Here is a 25,381-nt window from a genome sequence, read left to right as displayed (position 1 = left end):
CAAGCACAATAAAACACCTGAAAGAAGTAAACTTCTACTTCCTTCAGGTGTTCTTTTATTGTCTTAATTGAGAAAATACTTGGCCAATCTTCCCTTCGATGACTAGGTCTGCCTGTTTGTCTTGCGGAATATTAGTTTTGTTAATCACGACCAAGTGCTTGCCATGGAAATACTGGATCAGGCTAGCTGCTGGGTAGACGACGAGGGAGGTACCACCGATAATCAGGACATCAGCCTCTTGGATGGCTCGAGCCGCTTGGCTAAAGACGTCCATATCGAGGGCTTCCTCGTAGAGGGTCACATCCGGCTTGACCACCTTGCCACAGTCTAGGCAATACGGAATAGGCCCTTCCAAAGCTAGAAATGCTTCCAAATCATAAAATCTCTGACAGCCCGTACAGTAATTGTGATCGGCACTACCATGGAGTTTCAAGACTTTCTTAGACCCCGCCATTTCATGGAGACTATCAATATTTTGCGTCACCACTGCCTTGAGCTTCCCTGTCTGCTCCAGCCAAGCCAGATAACGATGGGCCGCATTGGGCTTGGCATCGGGATAGATCAGGTATTTTTTATAAAAGTCGAAAAAGTCCTCTGGATAGCGCACAAACATGGTATGAGAGACTAGTTGCTCAGCCGTAAAATGACGCCCCAAGGTGACGCTATAAACGCCATCCGAGCTACGAAAGTCGGGAATATTGGACTCTGTAGAGACACCTGCTCCACCAAAAAAAACAATATTCTGACTGTGGTCAATCACGTCTTGCAAATCTTTTAGTTTATCCATCTCTAACTCCTTACAAGAGTGCCTCGATAAGGGCATTGGCCTGATCGAAATAAAAAGGTTCTCGCTGGTAAACAATCCCCGTCTCCTGAGCCAAACTCACCAAGAGCTCCATAAAATGCTGGGAAGAGAAACCAGTCGTCCGGTGCAATTCTTCCTCATCAAAGGGTTTGATCAAGTGGGCCAAAGGATTGCGAACAGATTTTTCCAACTCCCGCAGTTGCTTGGCTGCATCTTTGGTGGAATCCGGCAAGTCCAAGAGTATGATCAACTCCGTCAAACTGGACGAATTGACTGCACTCTCGCTATGGAAATTCTGCAAAGCTGCATTGTCAGATGACCGGATCTTTTCAAACTTCCAATGGTCATAGCTGGACTCTTTGGAGTTGTGAATGTAGTCTGCAATATCAGGGATCTGCATCTCAATCAAGCGCATAAAAATTCGGTAAATAGCAGGACTCACCGCACGAATAAAGTCGATAATCTGATCGTTGCGGAGCTTGGCCTCTAAATCGTACAGATAGTTAGCCAGTTGCTCCTCTTCTGGGTCCTCATGCCAAAAAAGCTGAAAACCAGTCGCTTCTAGCAAGTCAGTTCTCAACTTTTGGTTCATGATCGGTTGGATATTGAGCTCCCGACGCTCGGTCATTAACTGCAATAAGGTCAAGACCAGCTCCGGAACTTCCTTCTGCTTCTTAGCAGAGCGAAGGACTCGACTATACTGGTAGGTCTGAAGGTCGTAGAGCCACTCATAATGAAGGTATTCTGTCATTAGTCTGCAATCAAGGTTTCAAGACCAACTTTCATCATATCAGTGAAAGTATTTTGACGTTCCTCAGCAGTTGTATCCTCATCTGGATTAACCAAACTGTCTGAAATAGTCATGATAGCAAGGGCATCCACCTGGTGTTGGGCGGCAAGATAGTAAAGAGCTGCTGCTTCCATTTCCACAGCTTTCACACCCCATTTACCAAGCTCTAAGTTCTTTTCAAAGTAGTTTGAATAGAAGACATCAGAAGACAAGACATTGCCGACGTGTGTCGTCATACCGAGGTCTTTGGCAATGTGGTAGGCTTTATCTAGTAAATCAAAGCTTGCGATTTGTGGGAAATCGTATTGAGGCCAATCGTTGCGAATGATGTTTGAGTTGGTTGAGGCAGCTTGCGCCAAGACCAATTCACGGACGTGGACATCGCCGTTTAAAGAACCAGCGGTACCCACACGGATCAATTTCTTCACATCGTAGTCCACGATCAACTCACGCGCATAAATAGAGATCGATGGCATCCCCATCCCAGTACCCATGACAGATACACGATGACCCTTGTAGATACCCGTGTAACCAAACATGTTCCGAACTTCATTGAAGCAAACAGCGTCTTCTAAAAAATTCTCAGCGATAAATTTCGCACGAAGAGGATCCCCAGGAAGGAGAATTTTATCAGCAATTTCACCTTGCTTAGCAGCAATATGGATAGACATAATATAAGATACCAAGGGCGTTAGAGAGGCAAAGTAAAAATAGGAAATCCGACAAAGATGCTTCGCATCTAGGAGGATTTATCTTTTTTACACAGCCTCTAGCCCGGGTTCAATTCAAACCCGAACTGCCCTTCCTTTCATTTTTTTGTTCAGAAAAGCTTTCCGCTCGTGTTCAAATCAGAACACATGCTCTACCTTTCTGTGTGTATTTTGTTTAGAAAACTTTCCGCTCGTGTTCATAGAGAACACACGTTCTAACTTCTTGTTATTTTCTTATAGGTCAGGCCTCAGATTCTATTTGAATCCCAGACTAAACTGCCCTATTGCGTATACATCAATTATACCATAAGAAGATAGGATTCATCTAGCTTGTAGGGTAAATCCCCTCCATAAAAAGCTCCTGAATCTTATCTACTTGAAGACTCCTTTAATTTTCGACCAAACAGACAATCCAATCTTTGGGTCAAACCAACAGTTAGAAAGGCTGTTAGTAATAGGTAAGGCAGAGCATCTAATCCTTGACCTGTAAATCCAATCACTAAACCAGTTGCAGAAAAGGGAGCCTTTAGGGTCACGGTTAAAAAGCAGACAGCTCCAAGAAGTAAGATTGTAGATGGACTCTCAAGTCCAAAAGCTAGAGTGAAAAGTGCTGCTCCTGCCATCCCCAAGGCAAAGGAAGGCGTCAAAGTCCCTCCATAAGCTCCCGCCCAGAGAGTAAGCAAAACAACAAGTGCCTTTAGGACAAACAAGAGGAAGGCCGTCTTCCATGAAATTCCATTAATGACCTCCTGAGCTACCATTCGTCCATTTCCAAGAAGGTGGGGGAGTTTCAGAGATAGGCCAGCTAAGAAAAGAAATGCAAGTGGAAGAGTCAGGAGAATACGCTTGTCTTTAATCCGATGAGCAGTAGCTTGCTTGGTCAATCGCGCAAATCCATAGGCTAGGGGAGTTAAGACCAAGACTAAAATCGGTAGCAGCCACAACCCCTGTAGTGACCAAGTCGTAATCGGCAGCTTGTAGAGTGCATGATCTGAAATCACCCAACCTGCCGTATAAGCAGCCACATAAGTGGAAATCCCTGCCAAGAAAAAGCGTTTAAGTGAAAATGCAATGCCTAAGGTTTCAAAAATAAAAAACACACTCGTTAATGGGACTTGGTAAACCGCAGCCAATCCTGCTCCCGCCCCACAAGCGATCAAGAAAATACGATCTGCCAGCGGCAGGCCAAAACCTTTCGCAAGACGACCTGCCAACAAGGCCCCGATCTCTCGAGGCGCTCCTTCCTTGCCGATCGGTGCTCCTCCTCCAACAGCGATAATTTGCCAGCTAGAATGGAGCAATTGTCTCCAAAAATGAAGGGCGAGACGGGAATCTTCCTCCTTCATCTGACCCTTGATGGAGAGGAGCTTCCCCTTTCGTTGCAAAGAATACCAGACTAAGGCTGAAGTAAGACCTACAATTAGTAAACTGATTCCTATCCGATAAGGGGGAACTCCATCCGTCAAAAAGCTAGACTCATGCTCGGAATGACCAAATACTAGCCCTTCAACAAATTCCAGAAGATCATGAAGAATAATACCTGCAAAACCCGAAACAAGCCCTAGCAGACAAGCTGCTAGGACCATTCTCAATTTATAGGGAATTGCTTGGAGGGTTCTCACAATTCTTTCCATCTTTTTTACAATTCAGCAAGAATCGCTTTCAGCAATCCTTTGAAGTCTCCTTTGACGCGCTCAGTCACTTCCACTACTTCTTCGTGGTTGAGCTCTTCTTGGAAACCTGCAGCATGGTTAGTGATGCATGAAATACCGAGAACTTTCAAGCCTGAGTGAGCGGCCACAATAACTTCTGGCACTGTAGACATCCCAACCGCATCTGCTCCTAAAGTCTTATATGCACGGATTTCAGCTGGAGTTTCATAAGTTGGACCTGTAACACCGATATAAACCCCATCATCCAGTTTAATGCCCAATTTGTCTGCTACTTGATGAGCAGTCTCACGGTATTCTGGAGTGTAAGCTTTCGACATATCAGGGAAACGTGGACCAAAGTCATCCAAGTTTTCACCAATCAATGGGTTTTGACCAGTCATATTGATGTGGTCAGTAATAGCCATCAAGGTACCAGGACCGAAGCCGATACCTCCAGCAGCGTTGGTTACAAGCACACCTTCACATCCCAAAACTTTCATAACACGGACAGGGAAAGTCACAACTTCAAGAGGATTTCCTTCGTAGAAGTGGAAACGACCTTGAAGGGCCAAGACTTTACGACCAGCAAGATCACCATAAACCAATTTACCAGCGTGTCCGACTACTGTGGATTGACCCCAGTTTGGAATGTCAGAGTAGTCTACTACGACTGCATTTTCGATTTCTTCAGCCAATTCTCCAAGACCCGAACCAAGGATCAAACCGAACTCAGGAGCTTCGATTCCTTTGCCCTTCAAAAATGCTGCTGTTTCATTGATTTTTGCTAATAATGTCATTGTGTTTCTCCTTTTATTTCTTAAGTAATCTACCAATTTTGTCAAAGGTGTTAGCGTTGCGAATAGTGATCTGACGATAGAAAGGCATCTTCATCAGATGTTTGTGGTAGGCGGTTTTAGCGTAGCTTGCTTCTGAGAATTTCCCCCAGAAAACAGCTAGCTTGCCAAGGTGAAGCACTTCATCGCCTAGCTTCAAAGCAAGCAACTTCTCTTCTACGGATTCCCTATCTAAGCCCTCGGTGTAAAAGAGCACATCCTTTCGAGGCATCTCCTCTGTCCACCATTGCGGTAGGTTTGCACATTCTGCTTCATAGTCTTCACGACTCAGGAGAGAAAAGCACTGAATGAAGGGATAGTGATTCTCAAAGAAGGTCGACAGGCACTCTACTAACTGAGATCGAGAAAGATCTGTCGTAAAGAAGATATTGCCACTGTTGATGTAGGTTTCCACTTGTTCCAATCCCAGCTCCGTCAATTCTTGACGAAGTTGAGCCATGACCACTTTGTTTTTGCCGCCAACATTGATTCCTCTTACGAGGAGAGCAAAGCGCATCATCTTAAACCAATTTATCTAAGAAGCTTTCTCCGATCATGGCTTTCTCAACACCAAAGTTGTCCGCCACAGTAGCTGAGATATCCGCAAAGTGTCCAACTGGAATCAAGCCGCTACCTTTGAAAGATGGGCTGTAAGCCAAGAATGGGATGTATTCACGAGTATGGTCAGTACCAACGTATGTTGGGTCGTTACCATGGTCAGCCGTAATCATCAAGAGATCATCTTCTTTCATTGCAGCGATGATTTCTGGTAAGCGCTCATCGAACTCATGCAAGCAATCACGGTAACCATGTGGATCACGACGGTGACCGTAAAGAGCATCGAAGTCCACCAAGTTAGTGAATGAGAAACCATGTTTGAATTCTTCAGATTTCATGGCTTTGATCAAGTTGTCAATACCGTGGCTGTTTGATTTGTTGTGGCCCATATCGTGGTTGATACCAGCACCGTTGAAGATATCGTTGATCTTACCAACTGCATAGGTATCGATGCCTGCTTCGTTCAATTTATCCAAAACAGTTGGAGCAAATGGTGAAACAGCCAAGTCACGACGGTTAGCCGTACGAGTGAAGTTTCCAGGCTCACCAACGTAAGGACGAGCAATAATACGTCCGAGAAGAGCTGGACGTTCCAAAGTGATGGAACGAGCATATTCACAGATACGGTAAAGTTCATCCAAAGGAATGATGTCTTCGTGAGCTGCGATTTGAAGAACAGGGTCAGCTGATGTATAGATGATCAACTCGCCAGTTTCCATTTGGCGTGGTCCGAAGTCATCGATAACAGCTGTACCAGAATATGGTTTATTCGCTTCGCGGATGACCTTGCGACCTGAAAATTCTTCGATTTTTGTCAAGATTTCTTCTGGGAATCCATTCCAGAAAGTATCAAAGGGTTCTGTAATATTAAGACCCATGATTTCCCAGTGACCTGTCATGGTATCTTTTCCAAGAGAGACTTCTTCTAACTTCGTAGCGTAACCAGTTGGATTGCTCTCAGCCGGAACAGTCTTCAAGGCTTGTTCACGCGGAATATTTCCAAGACCAAGTTTTGCCATGTTTGGCACATTCAAACCAACCGCTTTTGAGATGTGTCCAAGTGTGTCAGATGCGCCATCTGGTACACCAGCATTGACAAAGTTATTAGCATCTGGAGCTGCTCCGATCCCTACTGAATCCAAAACCACTAAATGCATACGATTAAATTTTGGCATATTGAATGTCTCCTTTATAATTTAAACTGAATACAGTATAACACAAATTTTTGAAAATGTAACGCTTTCATATAAAATTTTATAAATAAGTTTTATATCCTCAGAAAAAAGGACAAAAAGCCCTTTTTAAAGTGATTTGCTAATGATTTTTGGACCTTCTGGTGTCCCTACGATGACTTTTGAAACCATTCCTAAGAAGAGACCATGGTCGACAACGCCGACAGTTCGGTCCAACTCTTCTGCCAAGGCTTCAGCGTCTGGGATCACTTTCAAATCCAAATCAATGATAAAGTTCCCTTGATCGGTCACAAAGCGCTGTCCATCTTTTTCACGGTAAGCTGGTGAATAGCCCTTCTTTTCAAAATGACGGAAAAGATTTTCTGCTCCGTATTGAACCACTTCTACTGGTAGTTTAAAGGCACCAAGCGTCTCCACTTGTTTTGACTCATCAACAATCCAGATGCAGTCTTTTGAGTTGGTCGCAACGATTTTCTCCATCAAGAGGGCACCGCCTCCACCTTTGATGCCGTTCAAAGCAGGGTCTACTTCATCCGCACCATCGACGGTCAAGTCCACCACTTCGACATTATCGATCGCTTTGAGAGGAATTCCCAAGCCTTCTGCCTGTTCATAGGTCACGCTTGAGGTCGTTACAGCTGTAATCTGCAAGCCTTCTTCCTTGATGCGACGTCCCAATTCAGCCACAAAATAATAAGCAGTTGACCCTGTACCAAGACCGACAATCATGCCGTCTGTAACAAACTCAGCCGCCTTAATGCCTACCTGTTCTTTTAGGTTTACCATCTTAGACCTCCATTTCTATTCATATTTAGTATAGCATATCGGCCAGCAGATTTCACTACTTAACTGAAAACCTTTTCAACTTCTCCTTCTAAATGCAAAACCTTGCCCCTCTTGCTAGTTTACGATAGAATAGAAGGGAATACACAGGAAAAGAGAAGATACATGATTACTAGAGAATTTGATACCATCGCTGCGATCTCGACTCCACTTGGTGAGGGAGCGATTGGGATTGTCCGCTTGAGCGGGACAGACAGCTTTAAGATCGCGCAAAAGATTTTTAAAGGAAAAGACTTGACCAGCGTGGCTAGCCATACCCTCAACTACGGCCACATCGTGGATCCGGATAAGGATGAGATTCTGGATGAAGTCATGGTCGGTGCTATGCGCTCTCCTAAGACCTTCACGCGAGAAGATATCATCGAAATCAATACTCACGGTGGGATTGCTGTGACCAACGAAATCCTGCAATTGGTCATCCGCGAAGGCGCTCGTCTGGCTGAGCCTGGTGAATTTACCAAGCGGGCCTTCCTGAATGGTCGTGTCGATTTGACCCAGGCCGAGGCGGTCATGGATATTATCCGCGCCAAGACCGACAAGGCTATGAACATCGCCGTCAAACAGTTGGACGGATCCCTATCTGATCTCATCAACAATACCCGTCAAGAAATCCTCAATACTTTAGCTCAAGTCGAAGTCAACATCGACTATCCTGAGTACGATGATGTCGAGGAAGCAACCACCGAGATCATCCGCGAAAAGAGCACCGAATTCGAAGCCCTCTTGACCAATCTCCTCAAGACAGCTCGCCGTGGAAAGATCCTTCGCGAAGGGATCTCTACTGCTATCATCGGGCGACCAAACGTCGGTAAATCTAGCCTTCTGAACAACCTCCTGCGCGAGGAAAAAGCTATCGTGACCGATATCGAAGGGACGACCCGAGACGTCATAGAGGAATACGTCAATATCAACGGTGTTCCCCTCAAGCTCTTCGACACGGCTGGGATCCGGGAGACAGAAGACATCGTTGAACGCATCGGGGTGGAACGCTCTCGCAAAGCCCTCAAAGAAGCCGACCTGGTCCTTCTGGTCCTCAATGCTAGTGAACCACTGACTGATCAGGATCGTCAGTTGCTGGAAATCTCACAAGACAGCAACCGCATCATCCTCCTCAACAAGGTCGATCTCCCGCAACAAATCGAGTTAGATGAGATCCCTGCAGATCACATCAAGATCTCTGTCCTTAAAAACCAAAATATCAACGAAATCGAAGACCGTATCAACGCCCTCTTCTTTGAAAATGCTGGCTTAGTGGAGCAAGATGCTACCTACCTCTCCAATGCCCGCCATATCTCTCTTATCGAAAAAGCCGTTGAAAGCCTCCAAGCTGTCAACGAAGGCCTAGCCATGGGTATGCCAGTTGACCTTCTTCAAGTCGATCTGACCCGCACTTGGGAAATCCTTGGAGAAATCACAGGGGATGCTGCACCAGACGAGCTCATTACCCAACTCTTCAGCCAGTTCTGTCTTGGTAAATAAAGTTCAAAAAAATCGTATGTTTGAAACATACGATTTTTTTAATTAATTTCCTTGGTCCAGACTTTGGACGGTGAGGTAGGCTTGGTAGATCAAGAAGAGTCCTACTGCTGTCAAGAAGGGAATAGCAAGAGGGAGTTCTGTTTCGATTTGGCCAAATGGTGAATTGCCGACAAAGTGAAGGCCAAAGCCAGCTACAAAATAGAACCAACCCGTCAGCATCAACTCCTTGCGACCTTTTGTCGCTTGAAGGATCAAGTAGAGACCCACCATGAAAAGAGCTGTGTAGGTCCAGTGAGATACGACCCCGTTCATGATCCGACCTAGGATACCAGATACTGCATAAGAGAAACCTTCTGGCATATCTTGACGGATATAAGCAAAGTCCTCCACAATCTGGAAACCAAGACCAGAAGCAATCGCTAAAAGGAAGATGGATTTGATCCGACGCACATTGAACAAGTAGAGGACAAAGAAGATCGGAATCAATTTGAAGGGTTCCTCAAAGAGAGGCCCTGCGATCGCACTCTCATACTGGTTCCAAAAATCGCTATTAGGCGCTACTGCTTGAATCATCTCATGGAAATAGGTATTGGTAAAACTAGACAACCAACCTGCGATAAAGCCCCCACCTAGAAGAGAAAAGAGAACCGGAATCCAGGACAACTTCCACTTCTTGGCAAAATGAAAGAGAGCCCAAACAGCAGGAATCGCATAAACTAGGAGCAAGAGGAAAGAGACACCAATGATCCCATACTGACTGCCTGTCATCCAACCAGCAGTGATAGACTGCGTCTCATAGGCCAGACCGATCGCGAGCAAGAATAAAAATAGAAACAAAATCGATTTGCGTTTCATAAAAAACCTTTCTTAAGAACAATTAAAAAGGCTGGAATCCCAGTCTTTTTGTCTATATGGATATTGTAACAATAAAAGCTTAAAAAAACAATAAATGGCTACGGTAATAGCGACTGCTGATTGCTGCTAATTATTTATGACATTTTGGACCATTCGAAATAACAGAGCTCTTAGTGATTGGTTGCTTTTTATTGTAAAACTAACTGATTTCATCATAGACTACTTTCTTACTATCTTAACTATATAGGGAGATTTTTTCTAGTTCGAATTAGAGAAAACTTTTCAGCCTCGATTGGTAGAGAGCAATAATACAAATGTCCATACCTACTTTCAACTAAATTCTCCTTCTTCCATAGTCCGTTTCTTTTTAAAAATTGTATATCGTCAGAAACAATAGTTACCCATGAATTAGGCTTATCTAAATTATCGTCACTTCGTTGAAAAATATCCCATTTCTGTTCATTGAACCAAATATGATCTATAATTTTATACTTTTTTTCAATCTGTTTTTCTGTCAAGTATTCTCTATATTGTTTCAATTCTGAATCAAATAATTTATAACCATTATTCTCTGATAAAGGATCATAGGAAATCAAATAATATCCTGTACTATCACAATCAAAGTATTGATGTTCAATTCCATCAACAACTATGTATAATTTATCCATCATCCCTCCACGTAATACATTTTACCATTTTTATTGACTCTACCACCAAAGTCTTCCAAACCTTGTTTATATAGAGGTAATTTCCCATCATAAATGCCTTTGATCAAAAAGCCGTAATTGATATAGAAAGACTTCTCAAAGTTAGATTTTTAAAAGCCAATAAATACCTTTAAATCAGTATTTTCAAATGTATAATATTTATTTTCATAAGCAAAACCTTGTGATTTCAAAGTTTCGCCAACAATTTTTTTGAATTCTGTGTTATTCATTAATTACTATAACCTCAGATACCTAAATTTTTATAGTTTACTTCGTTTCTTGGTAGTCTTCAAAAATCTTTTCCAATAGAGTTAATCAATTTTTCGTATGACTTTCACTGAGCATTAATAAATATCAATCCTTCTAACACGAAATTCAACAAATTCACCATTCTCAAGATCATTTGGAATTCCTCCACCTATATTAATCAAAAATTCTCCTACCTGAGCGATATTTCTTGTTTTATCAATTATTTTAGCAATTATAAAATATTCAAAACTATTCAGGTGCTTTACTAGAAATAATTTATCTTCGCTTTTATATACGTCTCCATCAACAATAGCATATAGCATGTCATCAAACTTTCCCCCAATCTTTCCAAAAAATTCATCTGAAAAGCAAACTAATTCATATTGATTATCCGATAAAGTGACCTCCGCTTCTTTGGTATCAATATCTATCCATTCTATTTTTTTTACAAAAATCATTAAATTTCTCCTTAACGTTGAAATCCTAGACTAGGTCCCTTTTTGATAAGATAATCAACAGTTTTTGCATGATATGTCGTTATATTTCCAGTATTTAGATCTAATCCGACAAAGGCGTACAAAGTATTTTTGCCTTCATATTCTATAAATTTTACATATGCATTTAATTCTGGTACATAAGTACCCGTTTCAATTACAAAATTTGCGTCTTTTAAATATTGTTCTATTGAGTAATCCGTTCTTTTCAATGCGTGAGCAACCTCTGCACTGTGTTTATCAAAATGATTCACTAATTTTTGCTTACTATTAAACTGTAAATTTGCATTCTGTGCTTTTCCTACAGATGGTACTGAATTGTTCTCGAATTCTACCCTTGACACCACTGAAGAATTTCCAGAACTTGGTTGAAAAGTTGGTTTTGGAAAACTGGCATCCCCAGAGCTATGTATATCCTTCACCTTCGGTACATCAACATCACTTGGCTCGACTCCGCCGACAACTCCAGCTACACTTTCTGCTGCCACCTGGCAAATCAACTGCTAGGTCTGGTGTACCACCACGACCAAACTTCGTATTCATATAATCGCTCGCCTTGCCGAAACCAAAGCCCATCACTTGGCTCAACACCAAATTCTGAAGCGCAAGGTACTAGTCGGAAAGAGTTTCCTTTTCCCATTATACCAGATTAAAATCAAGTACAGAAAGGATGGGAAAGTCTCATTAATAATGAAAAAGAAAAGACAAACGTCTCTTCTTATATTCACTTCCCTGAACTCACTCCGGCAATTCTACCTTCAAGCTCATATCCGTTGGTTGCAATACCTTCTGAACAGCTGTGAGAAAGGCTAGTCCATTATCCGATGGAGAATACTGGAATGTGATATGGATGACTTTTTTATCAAAGCTATCGCCATATCTCTCTACATATTGCTTGCTTTCAAGGAAATGAATATAATTGTTAATTTTTTCTTGCAGAATTTCAAGATGGACTGCTTCTATTTCTTCCTCCCAGCCGATTGAATCCACCAGAAGAAGCTCTAAATGATAATCAACTTTACCAATAGCGTCAAGTTCAGTTGGTTTTAGTTCTGAACTAATAGCTTTTCGTATCAGTTTTTCAAATTCTTGAATAGAAAACAACTGTTTAATGGATGATGGATTTACCAAAATACGAACCGGTGAGGATCTAAAGTAATTTTGCCTAGCTACTTCTTTACTCTCCTTTGTCACCCATTCTCCAGTTTGTAAGAATAGCTCAACCTCATAAGCATCCTGTTCTGACCTTAAAGCCTTGTCCACTAATTCTTTACTAACTGGATAAGTAACTTCTATATCTTGAAAACCTCCTGTCATCCAGGACATTGTATATTTGCCATTTTCTTCAGTTATAATAAACCCATTTTCTTTTATAATTCTCATATCGTCTTATTCCTTCACAGGAATCTAGTTCCTAACACTTAATCCAATCTCATTATAAGGAGAGAAATCCCAATCAAATTAGTACCTATACTTTCTCCTATTATACCACACCATGGATATCTTATGAACTTGTTCAAAATTTGGTCAAAAAAAAGAGAGTGGGACAGAAATCGGTAATTCGTTAGAATTCGATTTCGTCGTCCCACCTCCGCACAGTTGAGTAGGGCTGTAAAAGCTGATGAAATCAGCGTAGTAGAGCCCACTCAACCACTGCGTCTTGCTCGACAATCCAAAGACAATTGAGAGGCTAGGACTTTTGTCCCAGCCTCTTTGTGATTGAATTATTGTCCCCTGCCGGAATCGAACCAGCAACTACTCCTTAGGAGGGAGTTGTTATATCCATTGAACTAAGGGGACCGATAAAAAAAGAAGCGAGATCACTCCCGCCTCCTTATTCGTCTTAACGACGGATTTCTTTAATACGAGCTGCTTTACCTTGCAATGCACGAAGGTAGTACAATTTCGCACGACGTACTTTACCGTAACGTACTACTTCAATCTTTTCTACACGTGGAGTGTGTACTGGGAATGTACGTTCAACACCGACACCGTTAGAAATTTTACGAACAGTGTACATTTCAGTGTGTCCTTGACCTTTACGAGCGATAACAACGCCTTCAAAGATCTGGATACGTTCACGAGATCCTTCGACAACTTTCGCGTGTACACGAACAGTGTCACCAGGACGGAATGCAGGGATATCAGTACGAAGTTGACCTTCAGTCAAGCTTTGGATTAATGGATTCATTTTATTCTCCTATCTTCGTCAATCTTGAGGGACCTCCCTCAGCGGATAAACTGTATTTTTGTGCTTCCATTACGCACAAAGTTTATAATACCAAAAGAATGTCCGTTTGTAAAGGATTATTGCAACTTTTTCGCAACTTTTTGTCCACCATAGATAGACAAGGCTGGAAAGAGACGCGTAGCGACCAGACAGACCAAGAGAAAGGCTGGCCAATGCTGGAATCCAAAGACCTCACACCCGATCAAGATAGGGCCAATCGTCGTCGAGGTAGCCCCTGCAAAGACAGCCGCATAGCCCAAGGCTGCTACCAGATAAACCGGCAATCCAAAGAAAGGAGCTAGCCAGACACCTAGACTTGCCCCGATAGAAAAGAGCGGGGTCACTTCTCCTCCCTTATAGCCTGCAGCAATGGTCGTTACCGTAAAGAGAAGCTTGAGGATCCAGTCTGCCCCAGTGATCAAGCTCTTGCTATCAGCTCCCGCAAAGCTTTGAGAGATCAGGTTGGTCCCCAGTCCTGTATAGCGACCTGTTCCAATCAGATACAAGAGAATACTCAGACCGAGACCGACCACTCCGATCCGCACATAAGGATTGACAAAGGCCTTGGCAAAGCTAGTTTTTAACTGCCCCAAAAGATAGGCAAAGAGCTTACCTGTCAGACCAAAGATGACTCCTAAGACCAGCAACTGCAAGAATACGTGAGGCGATAGGGAGAGCTTATCTGAAATGACCTGAGTGAACTTCTCTAGCCCCAAGGTGTGAGATGTCCAGCTAGCGACAAAGGCTGCAATGGTCGCAGGATAGAGAGCCCGCCACTCCAATCTCCCAACCACTAGGACCTCCATAGCAAAGAAGATGGCAGCTAGAGGCGTCTGAAAGAGGCCACCAAAGCCAGCAGCCATCCCAGTGACCAAATAGATCCGTGAAGCGTTTGGGCCAAGTCCCTCTCTTCGTAGAGCATGGGCGACCGTCCCACCGAGCTGGACCGCCACTCCTTCGCGACCAGCAGATCCACCAAAGAGATGCGTCATCCAGGTAGAGAGGATAGTCAAGGGGATCAAGCGCTTGGGAATGTTTTTCTCCTTTCCCTCACCCACTTCAAAGAGGAGCTCCATCCCTTTTTGACTCTTGCCCCCATAGTTGCGATTGAGATAGGTAATCAAGATACCTGCTAGAGCCAGAAAGGGCAAGAGATAGAGTAGATAATCTGTACGAACTTCTCCAATCCCGATCAAGACACGGCCAAAGAGGGTATCAATCACCCCAACGATCGCACCGATCATGAGGGCATCTAGGGTATACACTAAGGTTCTTTTACTCATCGTCATCTCAGCACCCTAGTCCGCATCTAACTGATCGGCCTGATAGCCTCTGGAGCGCTTCATCAAATCCCGATAAGTGGCAAGGATGGTTTCCTCATAGCGTTTTTCCTGGACCAAGCCGGCTACATTGGCTAAGACCTCATCCTCTCTAGCCCGGTCCAAGACAGGGTTTTGATGGGTTTCTTTGTAACGAATGACATCTTCCACACAGTGCATCCGGCGTTCTAATAGACGGACCAATTCTTTATCAATACTGTCAATCTCTTGGCGAATCTTCTCTAGTTCCATACACTGGCCTCCTTACTTTTTGCTACCCATTTTATCAAAAATCGGGCAATCTTACTAGCCCTATCCAGCTATTGAAGGTTTTCATCCATAAAAAAAGTGCTTGCCACATGCAAACACCTTTCTTAGCTATGGATTAGCCCACTTTTGCTACGACTTCTTCTGCAAAAGCTTCTAATTTTTCAATATCCTCATCTTCAGCTGACAAGTCTACCTTGACGCACTCAGAACCTTTAACCGCACCAGTCGCTGCAAAGACACGATCAAAGTCATCGACTGCCTTACAGAACTCGTCGTAGAAGGTATCACCGGATCCAACAACACCGTAAATCTTACCATTCAAGTCAAGACCCGCTAAGTCTTCATAAAAGTCTACGATTTCGTCAGGAAGCTCACCATCACCGTAGGTATAGGTCGCTACGACTGCAATATCAGCCTCAAGAAAGTCCTCTGCGTCTACTGTTGTACATTCGTCGACATCTACTTCGACACCAAGATCACGAAACTTATCTGCTACGATATCAGCAATCTCTTCTGTATTTCCTGTCATACTTGCAAAAACAATCTTTGCTAATGTCATAATTCCCTCCAAATAATAATCTTATGACATTATACCACTTTCGCGCGCATTTTGCATAGGGAAGTACTGGAAGCCTGGCATTGTTCGGAAATTGTCCACCTGAGGCTAGACAACCTTTTTCTTTTCCAAATGCCCTCCTTATGCTAAAATTGAAAGAGAATTAAATGAGGTACTATATGCAGATCACACAGGACATTTTAGAGAAAATCAACCACTACGATACCATTATCCTTCACCGTCATATGAATCCGGATCCAGACGCGATCGGAAGCCAGGTCGGTTTGAAAGAAATCATCCAGACCAACTTCCCAGATAAAAGAGTCCTAGCTACCGGCTATGACGAACCGACTCTTGCTTGGATGGCTAGCATGGATACTGTAACTGATGAGGACTATGCAGGTGCCCTGGTCATTGTCTGCGATACTGCCAACACCCCTCGCATCGATGACAAACGCTACACAAGTGGCGATTTTCTGATCAAGATCGACCATCATCCAAACGACGATGCCTACGGAGATCTCCTCTGGGTAGATACAGATTCAAGCTCTACGAGCGAGCTTATCACCCTCTTCGCTCTTGAACAAGAGCTTGAGATCAGTCCAGAAGCAGCCCGTCTCCTCTATGCTGGTATTGTCGGAGACACTGGACGCTTCCTCTATCCTTCGACGACCAGCCGGACTTTCGAGATGGTTGCCCACCTTCGTAGTTTTGACTTTGACTTTGCAGGTCTTTCTCGTCAGATGGACAGCATGAGTTCTAAGATCGCCAAGCTTCAAGGCTATGTCTATGACCATCTCGAAATCGATGAAAATGGAGCTAGTCGCGTGACCCTGACTCAAGATCTTCTCAAACACTACCAAATCACAGATGCCGAGACTGCTGCGATCGTCTCAGCACCTGGTCGGATCGAAGACGTCAGCGTCTGGGCTATCTTTGTCGAGCAAGCTGATGGCCACTACCGCGTCCGTATGAGAAGTAAGGCTCTGGTGATCAATGAGATTGCAAAACGCCACGATGGTGGAGGCCACCCACTCGCCAGTGGAGCCAATTCTTATTCTTTAGAAGAAAACGAGCAAATCTATCGAGAACTACAGGAAGTTGCCAAGGCAAAATAGATAGTGAAAATCAAGCAAGCAGGTCAGTCGTTTCTAGTGGAGACGATTGGCCTTTTTTCATTTTACACAAAAACGAATGAATTTTAATAACATTTAGAAAAATGTGAACGATTTCTTACATTTCCATTCCAGTTTGAGCTTATTTATGCTATAATAATCACAAAAAAAGGAGACGTTTTATGCATAAACATCGTATTTTTATCATCGTCGCAGCAGCTCTTACTGCCATTTCTACCTTTTTGCCATGGAGTACATTCAATGGTGGATCCTACGGAAGTTATTCTTTCAGTGGAATTCGAGGTGAATTTGGATGGGTCATCGTTGTCCTAGCTATTGGTGCCATCGTTCTAGCTTGCCTTCCAAACATTGCTCCACCAATGAACAAGAATTTTTCCATTGGTGTCATTGCTATCGGTATTCTTGAAAGCTTAATTACGATCATCACTATGTTTAGAGTTTTGGGTGCTTCATCTGAATTCGGTGATGGCTTTTCTATTGGTTTTGGTTTGATTATTGCAGTCATTGCAAGTATTGCTATTGTGGTCACAGGACTTCTTGCGATGTCTGGTGGTAAAATCACTAAAGGAACATTCCAAGAACTTGCATCAACAAGTAGAGGATTCGCACAGTCTGTTGCATCATCTGTCCAATCACCACAACAACCGGGTCAACAACAATGGCAACAACCACAACAAGGGTTTGGTCAGCCTGCTCCAGGACAAGGATTCCAACAAGCGCCTCAACAAGGATTTGGTCAACCTGCTCCAGGACAAGGGTTCCAACAAGCACCTCAACAAGGACTTGGTCAGCCTGCCCCAGGACAAGGGTTCCAACAAGCACCTCAACAAGGGTTTGGTCAACCTGCCCCAGGACAAGGATTCCAACAACCGCAACAAGGGTTTGGTCAACCTGCCCCAGGACAAGGGTTCCAACAAGCACCTCAACAAGGGTTTGGTCAACCTAATCAACAACAATGGCAACAACCGCAACAAGGGTTTGGTCAACCTGCTCCAGGACAAGGGTTCCAACAAGCGCCTCAACAACCTCAACCAGGGTTCCAACAAGCACCTCAACAGCCTCAACAAGGTTTCCAACAAGCACCTCAACAAGCTTGGCAACCACAAGAGCAACAGCAACCTCAACAACCAGAACAGCCAACTACTGAACCTGGTCAAGAATAAATAGATTTCTATTAATCATGCATGTCCAACATTTCCTTACTAGGGGTGTTGGTCAGAGTGGGAAAAGCTTGCCTAATAGGATGAGCTTCTCCCACTTTTTTTCTTTATAAAATGCGAAAAATTTGGTAAAAATCCTTGCCAAACTCTTTTGTTTTTGATACACTAGCTTAGTAACAATCTATGGCTCGGAAAGAGACCATGGCAGAAAGGAAATATTGCAAAATGAAAAAAGATATCCATCCAGAATATCGCCCTGTTGTCTTCATGGACACTACTACTGGTTACAAGTTCCTTAGTGGTTCAACTAAGTACTCTAGCGAGACTGTTGAATTCGAAGGTGAAACTTACCCATTGATCCGTGTTGAAATTTCATCAGACTCACACCCATTCTACACTGGACGTCAAAAGTTCACTCAAGCAGATGGACGTGTGGATCGTTTCAACAAAAAATACGGTCTCAAATAAGAAACCCATCAAAACCACTTCCACTTGGCAGTGGTTTTTTCTTGTTCTGCCCAACATAAAAACACCGCTCCTTCAGGTTCCTGAAAGAGCGGTTTTCTTGTTATTCGTAGTCGCCACCGGTAAAGTTGAAGTATTCTTCTAAGCTTTTTCCTGATGCTGCGACATCTTTTGCGTCTTCTCCGATATAGCGAAGGTGCCAGCTTTCCGGCATGTAGCCCGTGCTCGCTTCTTTTCCTTCTTGATAACGGACGATAAAGCCATACTTGGCAGCGTTCTTGAGCAACCATTTGTTTGCGCCTTGTTCTTGAACGAGATTGCCACTGGTATCGATGAGGTCAAATGCTAGACCTGTCTGGTGCTCGCTATAGCCAGGACGAGCTGAGTAGCGATCTGCTGCAGCGGCACCGTCTTGATTGACATAGCTTTGGTAGAGATCTACTTGGGTCTCATAACTACGGAAACCACTGTACTGATCGCTGATAGCATACCCTTCAGCCTGCATGGCCGTGATCAACTCGTGCAAGGCCGCAACAGCTACTGGATCCTCACCTGGATTGTAGTCTGCAACTAAGGGGTAGTGCTTGTTAGCAATGACGATATCTCCAGACTTTCCTTGGACACTGTAATAAGAGCCATTAAAGGAAACACCTTGGTCCACCGTTACTTCGCCTGCCTTCTTCGTTGACTTTTTGTTATCGTCAGATGAAGTTGCTTCAGAAGCACTGGTTTCTTTGCTGGCTGACGACTGAGCGACTTGCTTACTGGAAGCAGGCTCTTTTTGAGATGAGCTCTTTGACTCCTTCTGTTGGCCACAAGCACCTAGGCTCAACAGAACCAGGCCAGCAAGAGTCCATTTTGTCATGCTTAATTTCATCATAAACCTCCTAATTACCAGCTGTGACCGCAATAGCCGTAATCACGTAAGTATCCCCTACAGGTTTCAGGGTGTAGGTCTTGTCCTTGCTACTCTGGCTATCTTTTCGGCTGGTCACATAGTGCACAGTATATTCTTCATGGGTTTTCACGATCACCATTCCATTCTCTTCGGTAACGCTGAGAACGTTGAAAACACCTGGTGTATAGTAGTCGATTTCAGCCTTCTTGACTCCGCCACCTGTTGTCCACTCCACCATTTCCTTATAGGCATCACTTGAAGTGTCATAGTACTTGGAGTAGGTGTTGGATCTACTTGAGACAGATGAGAAGATTTCTGTCCGGTAGTCTTGGAGGAAGGAGGTGATAGCAGTTTTCTTCTCTTCTGCCTTCTTGGCTTCTTCTTCCTTGGCTTTACGAGCTGTTTCTGCATCTTTTAATCGTTTGGCTACATCCTTAGAAAGCTTCAAAGTGATGACTTCATCGTCATCCGGAGTTTCACCAATCGTAACTTTGGCCTTTTCAGTTGTATAGCTCTCATTGTTGAGACTAAAGACTGCATGGACCTCGATTTCTTGATGGGCTACGACATCGACTTCAAATAGGGTACTTGTGCCGACTTCCTTGCCATTCACGGCTACCTTGATATCCGTTGGATTGCTGACTTCCTCTGGGAATTCAATTTCAAGAAGACGTTTCTCAGAATTGAAGGTCAAGTCCAGCTTATTCTTCGAAGCTTGAGCTGGATCTAGCTTGACCTCACTAGAAATCTTTCCAACTTCGGTCTTACCGTCTAGTTGCATATCTCGTGGTGCAAAGTGAACCTTACCAAGTTTGGTCGTTTGGTTTTTCTTGAGCACAGTCGACTCTTTTTCACTGGTCTTAAGCTTGGCATCATCCAGATTCGTAGTCGCTGTGACTTCAAGTGGATAGGTCTCGATGCGGTATTCTTGGAAGATACCGAATTTCTTATCCGCCTTCTCGATTCCAATCAGTAGATTCTGATTTTTATCCTTGACGATTCCTGTTTTTGAAGACTGGGCGATATGATCTAATTCGTAAATGGCATCAATCTTCTGAGCAGTCATATAGTCTAGCAAGCCTTGAGCTTCTTCTTTGGTCCACTTATCCTTATCATTTGAAAGGATGCTAGCCACTTCCCGGTAATCTTTTTGTTCAATGGCTGTGACTAATTTGTCCACTGTCACCTGTGGGCCTGTAGTTGATGAGAAGTAATAGCCTAGACCAGACAAGGTCAAGACCAACAAAGTCAAAATACTGAAGAAGAAGACTTTCTTTTTCTTGCCCTTTTTCTCTTTTTTGACTTTCTTTTCTTTCTTTTTCTTGCCTTTCTTGACAGCTTCTTCTTGGTCTGGTAGTTCTGCTGCCGCTACGGCTTCAACTGGCTGGGACAGGCTTTCTGGTGCCTCTGAAGGGCTTTCCACTGGTGCGAAGACCTGTGTTGTTTGATTGGTCTCATCAAAGTTAATCGCCGGAGCAGGTCCTTCCACGATTTCAAAGTTCTGACTACGAGCTGATTCGATCTCTTCTGGAAGTGGCGCACGTCCATAAAGGGCGAAGAAACGCTCTTCCCAGAGCTGTTGAAGAGGATTTACAAGGTCTTCTACTGGTTCCTGCCCTCCTAGTCTTGGCGCTTCTGACGCCACTTGGTCGATCGCTACTCCAGCAATCGATTTGATTGCCTTAAAATCAAAGCCGGAATCTCTTCCGGCAATGAATTCTTCAGGAGTAGGTTTGCGACCGATCACTTTTTCAAATAATTCTACCCATTTTTTGTTCATCGGCATGTTCTCCTAAAACCTAAAATATTTTTTATCCGATATCTATATGAACAAGAATTTTATGACAAGGTTCCTACCCGATTAAAAGAAGGAAGCGATATAGACGGATACTTGTTCTAAAATGCGTCTGTCAACGATGCCAACAATTGTGAAGATGACTAGAATGACCGCTGTTGAAGCAAGGAGCAACAAGAATTTGTCAGCCTTGATTTTTGTTCTGTTCAAACCTTGGTAAACAGTGTATAGCAAGCCTAAGAAATAGAGAACGAAGATTAACGATCGAAGGAAGCTAAATCCTTCAAAGTACTTAACTAGAGAAAAAATTAAGACAATGAGGGATGCTGGCAAGGCATAGATAGACAAGCGAGCAAACTCATCGAATGAACGTTTGTAGGTGTATTCTTTATCTTGCAAGACAAGGTTACGAACCAAGAAACCAGTTAATTGAGTGGCGTAAATTGTAAAGAAAGTTACAATGACAATCAATAGGTAAGCCGTAAATCCTACTTCAGCGTAAGGGAAGGCACTCGCCACGAAGAAAAGTGAGAGGCTAAGGATAAATGCAGTTAAGACATAATGAAGAATACCATTCAATACTCTTGGTTGATTTTCTACTGTTGGTCGAACCAAAGCAGAAACAAACCATGACCAGAATCCTTTCATTGCTTGACCAAAGGCATTTGGTTGAGCAGGTTGTGCATAATAGGCTTGACCTGGTTGAGGTTGTCCTGGATAAGGTGCTTGCTGGAAGCCTTGACCTGGGGCTGGTTGACCAAATCCTGGTTGTGGCTGTTGTTGAGGCGCTTGTTGGAAGCTATTTGGTTGAGCGCCAAATGCTGGTGCTTCTGGCGCAGTATTAAACTGTGGTGCTTCTTGTACTGGTGCTTCTGGCGCAGCAGTGTATTGTGGTGCCTCTTGTACTGGTGCTTCTGGCGCAGTAGCGAATTGTGGCGCTTCTTGTACTGGTGCTTCTGGAGCGGCAGTGTATTGTGGCGCTTCTTGTACTGGTGCTTCTGGCGCAGCAGCGAATTGTGGTGCTTCTTGAGCTGGTGCTTCTGGTGCAGCAGTGTATTGTGGTGCCTCTTGTACTGGTGCTTCTGGCGCAGCAGCGAATTGTGGTGCTTCTTGAGTTGGTGCTTCTGGCGCAGCAGCGAATTGAGAAGTCACTTCTTCTGGTGCTGCTGGAGCAGAAACGAAACCAGCGTTTATTTGGTCTGGAGCTACTGGAGCCCCAACAAATTGTGAAGCTTCTTGGGCTACCTGCTCTTCTTGGAACTCACCTGCAGCCAACGCTTGAGCGATCTCTTCTTCAGTTGCTGAACGACCGTTCACAGCTTCAAAGTAATCAAGCCAATCCTGTTTGATCATAAAATAATCTCCTTATAAAACAAAATACAGATATATTATATAAAAATTTCCACTAGAATTCAATATTCTACCGGAATTCACAAGCTGGGCCATCCCAACTAATCAAATGCATCCATGCCTCCTTGGACGTTGGTTACATCATAGCCCACTTCTTCCAAAAATTGACAGGCGCGGGCTGAGCGCCGACCAGACTTGCAGATGATATAATAGGCTTGGTCTTTGTTCAGCTCTGAATAGCGTTCTGCCAACACTGATAAGGGAAGTAAGGTCACTCCGTCCAGATGAAGAGCATCATATTCCTCTTGCTCGCGAACATCGACGACGTTAATTTCTCCTGCTTGGTACTTTGCTAAAAAGTCATTAAATGGAATTTCTTTCATGATTTCTCCTTTTTGATGCCACTATGGCAAGGTTAGTATTTCATATTTATAATCAATGGATTCTAAAAAGCGGAATAGGTCTTGGGTTTTGATAAAGATCGTCTTTTCATTCGTGTTAGGATGGAAGGTCATGATTTCCTCTGACACAATGTCCTGATCAAAATAGACGAGAATATCCTTATCTTCATTGTTTAACAAGCCAAAGGGAGATACTGTCCCAGCTGGTAATTGCATTTTTTCTGCCAGAGATTCAATTGAAGCCATACGGATCCGATTGGCTCCTACTTGGTCTTTGAAATCCTCCATATCCAAGGGTTTCTGGTCATCCATGATGAGCAGATAGTACTGGGTTTTCTTTTTGTTGGTCAAAAACATGGACTTTGTCCGGACCCCTTCGAGACCTTCAATATAGGAATCGGCCTGTTCAGTGGTCAATACCGGTGGGTGTTCCACCACATCAAAATTAATCCCGAGTTGGTCTAATCTGTCTTTGACTTTTTGATATGCATCCATGGGAATTCCTCCTATTGGTGGTTATCACTCATTATTCTTTTTGTACTCTCTTAATATCTGCTGAACCCGAGCCTGAAGAGCCGGCACCACTTCTGCCTCAAACCAGGGATTCTTGGCCATCCAGATCTGATTGCGGGGCGAAGGGTGGACCAGAGGGAAATAGTCGGGCAGATAGTCCTTGTATCGGCGCACCCGCTCGGTCACCTTGCCACTGACTCTCTCATGGAGATAGTATGCTTGGGCGTACTGGCCAATCAAGAGAGTCAACTCAATATCCGGACACTCCTTAAGGAGCAGAGGGTGCCACTTTTCCGCAAAACCCTTGCGAGGTGGCAGATCTCCTGACTTGCCATGCCCTGGGAAATAAAAGTCCATGGGAATGACCGCAAATAGACCCGAGTGGTAAAAGGTCTCTTCATCGACTCCCAACCATTGCCTTAAGCGGTCCCCACTCTTGTCCTTCCAATAGAGGCCAGCTTCTTGTGTTTTCAGTCCAGGTGCCTGTCCGATGATATTGATCCGAGCAGTCTTTGGTGCCGCAAACAAGGGCTCAATCCCCTTATCCGTATAGTCTTTGTTTTGTGGATCGGCCATGATGGCCTCTTTGATCCGCTCTAGTTGCTCCATTTCTCCTCCTCTAAGCAAAAACTCAGCCAGCAAGTGCCGACTGAGTAGCGTCTTATTTGATGAGTTCGTAGATGGCTTCTGCGTAGATTGCAGCTGCACGATAGAGATCTTCTACATCCGTAAATTCATTGGCTTGGTGCATCGTGTTCACATAGTCTGGGAACATAGCACCGAAGGCAACCCCACGTTTTAATAGACGACCAAAGGTTCCGCCACCGATTACTTGCTCATGACCTTTCAGTCCGGTTTGTTTTTCATAGACACGCAAAAGCGTTGAGACCAATTCATCTTCCATAGGAACATAGTGAGGTGTGTGGCCGTGGGCAGACAAGCTGACGGACGCCACTCCTTCTACTCTTTCAAGACCAGCTTTGATGGTTTCTGGATCTGTTCCTTTAGGGTAACGAATGTTCAAGGCGATGGTGTTATCTGAGCTATTTTCGTCAAAGTTGAAGACACCCGCATTCATGCTGAGAGCCCCCATCTTTTCATCCGTATGGGCAATGCCAAGCTTCTCACCAGCAAAGTCTTCATGAAGAAGAGATGCTGACACTTGCAAGTATGCTTTGGAATCTCCACCGAAGTCAAACTGGTTCAAGAAGAGAGCCAAGTAAGTTGCTCCATTGATCCCAGCTTCTGGAGTAGAGCCGTGGGCAGATTTCCCGATAATGGTGATGTTGAATTTACCGTCATCTTCTGTTGCAACTTCATAACGAAGTTGGTGTTCATTGGCAAAGGCCTCCAAAAGACTAGCTAGATCAGGTAATTGACCAGAAACAACTGCAGTTGCTGACTCAGGCACCATGTTTTCACGAAGGCCACCGGTGAAGCTATGAAGATGCGCTTGACCTGTGTTTGAACCACCGAAGTGTAGGTACTCGGTGATATTTCCTTTTTCCCCGTTGATGATGGGGAATTCGGCATCTGGAGAGAAACCAAAGTCTGGATCAGGAAGGCCGACATGTTTGAAATAGTAGTCCATATCGCCCCAACCAGATTCTTCATCTGTACCAACCACAAAGCGCACGCGCTTAGATACTGGTAATCCCAGATCCTTGATAATCTTCAAACCGTAGTAACACGCTACTGTAGGTCCCTTGTCATCAGATGAACCACGCGCATAGAGCTTGCCATCGATAATCTCAGGTTTGTAAGGGTCTGTATTCCAGCCACTACCAGCAGGTACCACGTCCATGTGAGCAAAGATTCCGAGCTCTTCTTCCCCTTGTCCAAAGATGAAGTGTCCAGCATAGTTATCCACGTTAGTTGTTTCGTAGCCATCACGCTCAGCGATTTCCAAGAATTTCTCAAGGGCTTTGACTGGTCCAGGTCCATAAGGGTGAGTCGCATCCGCCTGGCTGTCATCCCGTTCTGAGTTGATTTCCAAGAGGCTGAAAAGGTCAGCCATCAATTCTTCGCGGCGTTTTTCTACTTCTGCTTTAAAGTCAATTGTTGTCATGCATTCCTCCGTTATTTCGATTTAAATTGAATTCTCTAGAACCCCATCAGCG

General features: G+C 43.9%; 28 protein-coding genes and 1 tRNA gene. 4 read left to right on the top strand and 25 right to left on the bottom strand.

All coding sequences use genetic code 11. The features are described 5' to 3' along the window. Nucleotides 1–55: 55 nt before the first annotated feature. From EL081_RS04755 to rpiA, 8 genes are all read right to left on the bottom strand, one after another. A complete protein-coding gene (locus EL081_RS04755) occupies nt 56–787 on the bottom strand; it encodes an NAD-dependent protein deacylase (RefSeq protein WP_126404165.1) in 732 nt (243 codons plus the stop codon). Nucleotides 788–797: 10 nt separating this feature from the next. Then, nucleotides 798–1,556 (bottom strand): hypothetical protein, encoded by a 759-nt coding sequence (locus tag EL081_RS04750; protein ID WP_126404164.1) that lies wholly within the window; start codon nt 1,554–1,556, stop codon nt 798–800. Continuing rightward, complete coding sequence (gene deoD, locus EL081_RS04745; protein ID WP_126404163.1) at nt 1,556–2,266, bottom strand: purine-nucleoside phosphorylase; 711 nt, start codon at nt 2,264–2,266, stop codon at nt 1,556–1,558. The genes EL081_RS04750 and deoD overlap by 1 nt, the downstream gene beginning before the upstream one ends. A 407-nt stretch (nt 2,267–2,673) precedes the next feature. Next, nucleotides 2,674–3,939 (bottom strand): chloride channel protein, encoded by a 1,266-nt coding sequence (locus tag EL081_RS04740; RefSeq protein WP_126404162.1) that lies wholly within the window; start codon nt 3,937–3,939, stop codon nt 2,674–2,676. A 5-nt stretch (nt 3,940–3,944) separates the two neighbouring features. After that, nucleotides 3,945–4,754 (bottom strand): purine-nucleoside phosphorylase, encoded by an 810-nt coding sequence (locus EL081_RS04735; RefSeq protein ID WP_126404161.1) that lies wholly within the window; start codon nt 4,752–4,754, stop codon nt 3,945–3,947. 13 nt (nt 4,755–4,767) lie between these two features. Continuing rightward, the gene (locus EL081_RS04730; RefSeq protein WP_126404160.1) at nt 4,768–5,310 is read right to left on the bottom strand and encodes a DUF1697 domain-containing protein; all 543 of its coding nucleotides are present in this window, start codon (nt 5,308–5,310) and stop codon (nt 4,768–4,770) included. Between the two features lies 1 nt (nt 5,311). Next, on the bottom strand, nt 5,312–6,523 hold the full coding sequence (locus tag EL081_RS04725; RefSeq protein WP_126404159.1) for a phosphopentomutase: 1,212 nt from the start codon (nt 6,521–6,523) through the stop codon (nt 5,312–5,314). Between the two features lie 126 nt (nt 6,524–6,649). Next, nucleotides 6,650–7,327, bottom strand: coding sequence for a ribose-5-phosphate isomerase RpiA (rpiA, locus tag EL081_RS04720; protein ID WP_126404158.1), 678 nt, complete (start codon nt 7,325–7,327; stop codon nt 6,650–6,652). A gap of 162 nt (nt 7,328–7,489) precedes the next feature. Between rpiA and mnmE the strand changes: the two genes are divergently transcribed. After that, entirely contained in the window at nt 7,490–8,863 is a 1,374-nt protein-coding gene (gene mnmE / locus EL081_RS04715) for a tRNA uridine-5-carboxymethylaminomethyl(34) synthesis GTPase MnmE (protein WP_126404157.1), read from the top strand. Nucleotides 8,864–8,905: 42 nt separating this feature from the next. On the opposite strand, the gene EL081_RS04710 is transcribed toward mnmE, so the two are convergent. The 10 genes from EL081_RS04710 to EL081_RS04660 form a co-directional block, all read right to left on the bottom strand. Further along, nucleotides 8,906–9,718, bottom strand: a complete 813-nt coding sequence (locus tag EL081_RS04710; RefSeq protein ID WP_126404156.1) for a PrsW family glutamic-type intramembrane protease — start codon at nt 9,716–9,718, stop codon at nt 8,906–8,908. Nucleotides 9,719–9,957: 239 nt separating this feature from the next. After that, nucleotides 9,958–10,389, bottom strand: coding sequence for a hypothetical protein (locus EL081_RS04705; RefSeq protein ID WP_126404155.1), 432 nt, complete (start codon nt 10,387–10,389; stop codon nt 9,958–9,960). Nucleotides 10,390–10,769: 380 nt separating this feature from the next. After that, nucleotides 10,770–11,132, bottom strand: coding sequence for a hypothetical protein (locus tag EL081_RS04700; RefSeq protein WP_126404154.1), 363 nt, complete (start codon nt 11,130–11,132; stop codon nt 10,770–10,772). Nucleotides 11,133–11,143: 11 nt separating this feature from the next. Further along, the gene (locus EL081_RS04695) at nt 11,144–11,656 is read right to left on the bottom strand and encodes a hypothetical protein (protein ID WP_185946458.1); all 513 of its coding nucleotides are present in this window, start codon (nt 11,654–11,656) and stop codon (nt 11,144–11,146) included. A 250-nt stretch (nt 11,657–11,906) separates the two neighbouring features. Beyond that, nucleotides 11,907–12,551, bottom strand: a complete 645-nt coding sequence (locus tag EL081_RS04690; RefSeq protein WP_126404153.1) for a DUF6572 domain-containing protein — start codon at nt 12,549–12,551, stop codon at nt 11,907–11,909. A 345-nt stretch (nt 12,552–12,896) separates the two neighbouring features. Beyond that, nucleotides 12,897–12,968, bottom strand: a tRNA-Arg gene (locus tag EL081_RS04680). Between the two features lie 43 nt (nt 12,969–13,011). Next, nucleotides 13,012–13,359 (bottom strand): 50S ribosomal protein L19, encoded by a 348-nt coding sequence (gene rplS / locus EL081_RS04675; protein ID WP_003003254.1) that lies wholly within the window; start codon nt 13,357–13,359, stop codon nt 13,012–13,014. Nucleotides 13,360–13,475: 116 nt separating this feature from the next. Next, nucleotides 13,476–14,687 (bottom strand): chloride channel protein, encoded by a 1,212-nt coding sequence (locus EL081_RS04670; protein WP_126404152.1) that lies wholly within the window; start codon nt 14,685–14,687, stop codon nt 13,476–13,478. Nucleotides 14,688–14,696: 9 nt separating this feature from the next. Then, nucleotides 14,697–14,969, bottom strand: coding sequence for a chorismate mutase (locus tag EL081_RS04665; RefSeq protein ID WP_048716815.1), 273 nt, complete (start codon nt 14,967–14,969; stop codon nt 14,697–14,699). Between the two features lie 133 nt (nt 14,970–15,102). Then, nucleotides 15,103–15,546 (bottom strand): flavodoxin, encoded by a 444-nt coding sequence (locus EL081_RS04660; RefSeq protein WP_126404151.1) that lies wholly within the window; start codon nt 15,544–15,546, stop codon nt 15,103–15,105. A 176-nt stretch (nt 15,547–15,722) separates the two neighbouring features. Here EL081_RS04660 and EL081_RS04655 point away from each other — a divergent pair, with 176 nt between their 5' ends. From EL081_RS04655 to EL081_RS04645, 3 genes are all read left to right on the top strand, one after another. Beyond that, entirely contained in the window at nt 15,723–16,661 is a 939-nt protein-coding gene (locus EL081_RS04655; RefSeq protein ID WP_126405046.1) for a DHH family phosphoesterase, read from the top strand. Between the two features lie 179 nt (nt 16,662–16,840). After that, entirely contained in the window at nt 16,841–17,842 is a 1,002-nt protein-coding gene (locus tag EL081_RS04650; protein ID WP_126404150.1) for a hypothetical protein, read from the top strand. Nucleotides 17,843–18,064: 222 nt separating this feature from the next. Further along, nucleotides 18,065–18,307: a type B 50S ribosomal protein L31 gene (locus tag EL081_RS04645; protein WP_003016441.1), complete on the top strand. Its 243-nt coding sequence runs from the start codon at nt 18,065–18,067 to the stop codon at nt 18,305–18,307. Nucleotides 18,308–18,407: 100 nt separating this feature from the next. Here the strand turns inward: EL081_RS04645 and ldcB are convergent, their stop codons facing one another. From ldcB to pepV, 7 genes are all read right to left on the bottom strand, one after another. Continuing rightward, nucleotides 18,408–19,181 carry an LD-carboxypeptidase LdcB/DacB gene (gene ldcB / locus EL081_RS04640; RefSeq protein ID WP_126405045.1) on the bottom strand — a complete coding sequence of 258 codons (774 nt, stop codon included), beginning with the start codon at nt 19,179–19,181 and terminating at the stop codon, nt 18,408–18,410. Nucleotides 19,182–19,191: 10 nt separating this feature from the next. Next, entirely contained in the window at nt 19,192–20,982 is a 1,791-nt protein-coding gene (locus tag EL081_RS10135; RefSeq protein ID WP_232011399.1) for a TcaA second domain-containing protein, read from the bottom strand. Nucleotides 20,983–21,063: 81 nt separating this feature from the next. Continuing rightward, nucleotides 21,064–22,350, bottom strand: coding sequence for a DUF6574 domain-containing protein (locus EL081_RS04630; protein ID WP_126404149.1), 1,287 nt, complete (start codon nt 22,348–22,350; stop codon nt 21,064–21,066). Between the two features lie 98 nt (nt 22,351–22,448). Further along, nucleotides 22,449–22,730, bottom strand: a complete 282-nt coding sequence (locus EL081_RS04625; RefSeq protein WP_126404148.1) for a rhodanese-like domain-containing protein — start codon at nt 22,728–22,730, stop codon at nt 22,449–22,451. A 21-nt stretch (nt 22,731–22,751) separates the two neighbouring features. Further along, nucleotides 22,752–23,243: a prolyl-tRNA synthetase associated domain-containing protein gene (locus tag EL081_RS04620; RefSeq protein WP_126404147.1), complete on the bottom strand. Its 492-nt coding sequence runs from the start codon at nt 23,241–23,243 to the stop codon at nt 22,752–22,754. Between the two features lie 24 nt (nt 23,244–23,267). Next, entirely contained in the window at nt 23,268–23,870 is a 603-nt protein-coding gene (locus tag EL081_RS04615) for a uracil-DNA glycosylase family protein (protein WP_126404146.1), read from the bottom strand. A 52-nt stretch (nt 23,871–23,922) separates the two neighbouring features. Continuing rightward, nucleotides 23,923–25,329, bottom strand: a complete 1,407-nt coding sequence (pepV, locus tag EL081_RS04610) for a dipeptidase PepV (RefSeq protein WP_126404145.1) — start codon at nt 25,327–25,329, stop codon at nt 23,923–23,925. Nucleotides 25,330–25,381: the final 52 nt, after the last annotated feature.

This window comes from Streptococcus viridans (assembly GCF_900636365.1).
Classification (GTDB): Bacteria; Bacillota; Bacilli; order Lactobacillales; family Streptococcaceae; genus Streptococcus; species Streptococcus viridans_A.
This window is presented reverse-complemented; position numbering and strand designations above follow the sequence as displayed.

Bases quoted from the DNA above. Each gene is read 5' to 3' on its own strand.
- EL081_RS04755 (WP_126404165.1), bottom strand. From the start codon at position 787: ATGGATAAACTAAAAGATTTGCAAGACGTGATTGACCACAGTCAGAAT.
- EL081_RS04750 (WP_126404164.1), bottom strand. From the start codon at position 1,556: ATGACAGAATACCTTCATTATGAGTGGCTCTACGACCTTCAGACCTAC.
- deoD (WP_126404163.1), bottom strand. From the start codon at position 2,266: ATGTCTATCCATATTGCTGCTAAGCAAGGTGAAATTGCTGATAAAATT.
- EL081_RS04740 (WP_126404162.1), bottom strand. From the start codon at position 3,939: ATGGAAAGAATTGTGAGAACCCTCCAAGCAATTCCCTATAAATTGAGA.
- EL081_RS04735 (WP_126404161.1), bottom strand. From the start codon at position 4,754: ATGACATTATTAGCAAAAATCAATGAAACAGCAGCATTTTTGAAGGGC.
- EL081_RS04730 (WP_126404160.1), bottom strand. From the start codon at position 5,310: ATGATGCGCTTTGCTCTCCTCGTAAGAGGAATCAATGTTGGCGGCAAA.
- EL081_RS04725 (WP_126404159.1), bottom strand. From the start codon at position 6,523: ATGCCAAAATTTAATCGTATGCATTTAGTGGTTTTGGATTCAGTAGGG.
- rpiA (WP_126404158.1), bottom strand. From the start codon at position 7,327: ATGGTAAACCTAAAAGAACAGGTAGGCATTAAGGCGGCTGAGTTTGTT.
- mnmE (WP_126404157.1), top strand. From the start codon at position 7,490: ATGATTACTAGAGAATTTGATACCATCGCTGCGATCTCGACTCCACTT.
- EL081_RS04710 (WP_126404156.1), bottom strand. From the start codon at position 9,718: ATGAAACGCAAATCGATTTTGTTTCTATTTTTATTCTTGCTCGCGATC.
- EL081_RS04705 (WP_126404155.1), bottom strand. From the start codon at position 10,389: ATGATGGATAAATTATACATAGTTGTTGATGGAATTGAACATCAATAC.
- EL081_RS04700 (WP_126404154.1), bottom strand. From the start codon at position 11,132: ATGATTTTTGTAAAAAAAATAGAATGGATAGATATTGATACCAAAGAA.
- EL081_RS04690 (WP_126404153.1), bottom strand. From the start codon at position 12,551: ATGAGAATTATAAAAGAAAATGGGTTTATTATAACTGAAGAAAATGGC.
- rplS (WP_003003254.1), bottom strand. From the start codon at position 13,359: ATGAATCCATTAATCCAAAGCTTGACTGAAGGTCAACTTCGTACTGAT.
- EL081_RS04670 (WP_126404152.1), bottom strand. From the start codon at position 14,687: ATGACGATGAGTAAAAGAACCTTAGTGTATACCCTAGATGCCCTCATG.
- EL081_RS04665 (WP_048716815.1), bottom strand. From the start codon at position 14,969: ATGGAACTAGAGAAGATTCGCCAAGAGATTGACAGTATTGATAAAGAA.
- EL081_RS04660 (WP_126404151.1), bottom strand. From the start codon at position 15,546: ATGACATTAGCAAAGATTGTTTTTGCAAGTATGACAGGAAATACAGAA.
- EL081_RS04655 (WP_126405046.1), top strand. From the start codon at position 15,723: ATGCAGATCACACAGGACATTTTAGAGAAAATCAACCACTACGATACC.
- EL081_RS04650 (WP_126404150.1), top strand. From the start codon at position 16,841: ATGCATAAACATCGTATTTTTATCATCGTCGCAGCAGCTCTTACTGCC.
- EL081_RS04645 (WP_003016441.1), top strand. From the start codon at position 18,065: ATGAAAAAAGATATCCATCCAGAATATCGCCCTGTTGTCTTCATGGAC.
- ldcB (WP_126405045.1), bottom strand. From the start codon at position 19,181: ATGAAATTAAGCATGACAAAATGGACTCTTGCTGGCCTGGTTCTGTTG.
- EL081_RS10135 (WP_232011399.1), bottom strand. From the start codon at position 20,982: ATGAACAAAAAATGGGTAGAATTATTTGAAAAAGTGATCGGTCGCAAA.
- EL081_RS04630 (WP_126404149.1), bottom strand. From the start codon at position 22,350: ATGATCAAACAGGATTGGCTTGATTACTTTGAAGCTGTGAACGGTCGT.
- EL081_RS04625 (WP_126404148.1), bottom strand. From the start codon at position 22,730: ATGAAAGAAATTCCATTTAATGACTTTTTAGCAAAGTACCAAGCAGGA.
- EL081_RS04620 (WP_126404147.1), bottom strand. From the start codon at position 23,243: ATGGATGCATATCAAAAAGTCAAAGACAGATTAGACCAACTCGGGATT.
- EL081_RS04615 (WP_126404146.1), bottom strand. From the start codon at position 23,870: ATGGAGCAACTAGAGCGGATCAAAGAGGCCATCATGGCCGATCCACAA.
- pepV (WP_126404145.1), bottom strand. From the start codon at position 25,329: ATGACAACAATTGACTTTAAAGCAGAAGTAGAAAAACGCCGCGAAGAA.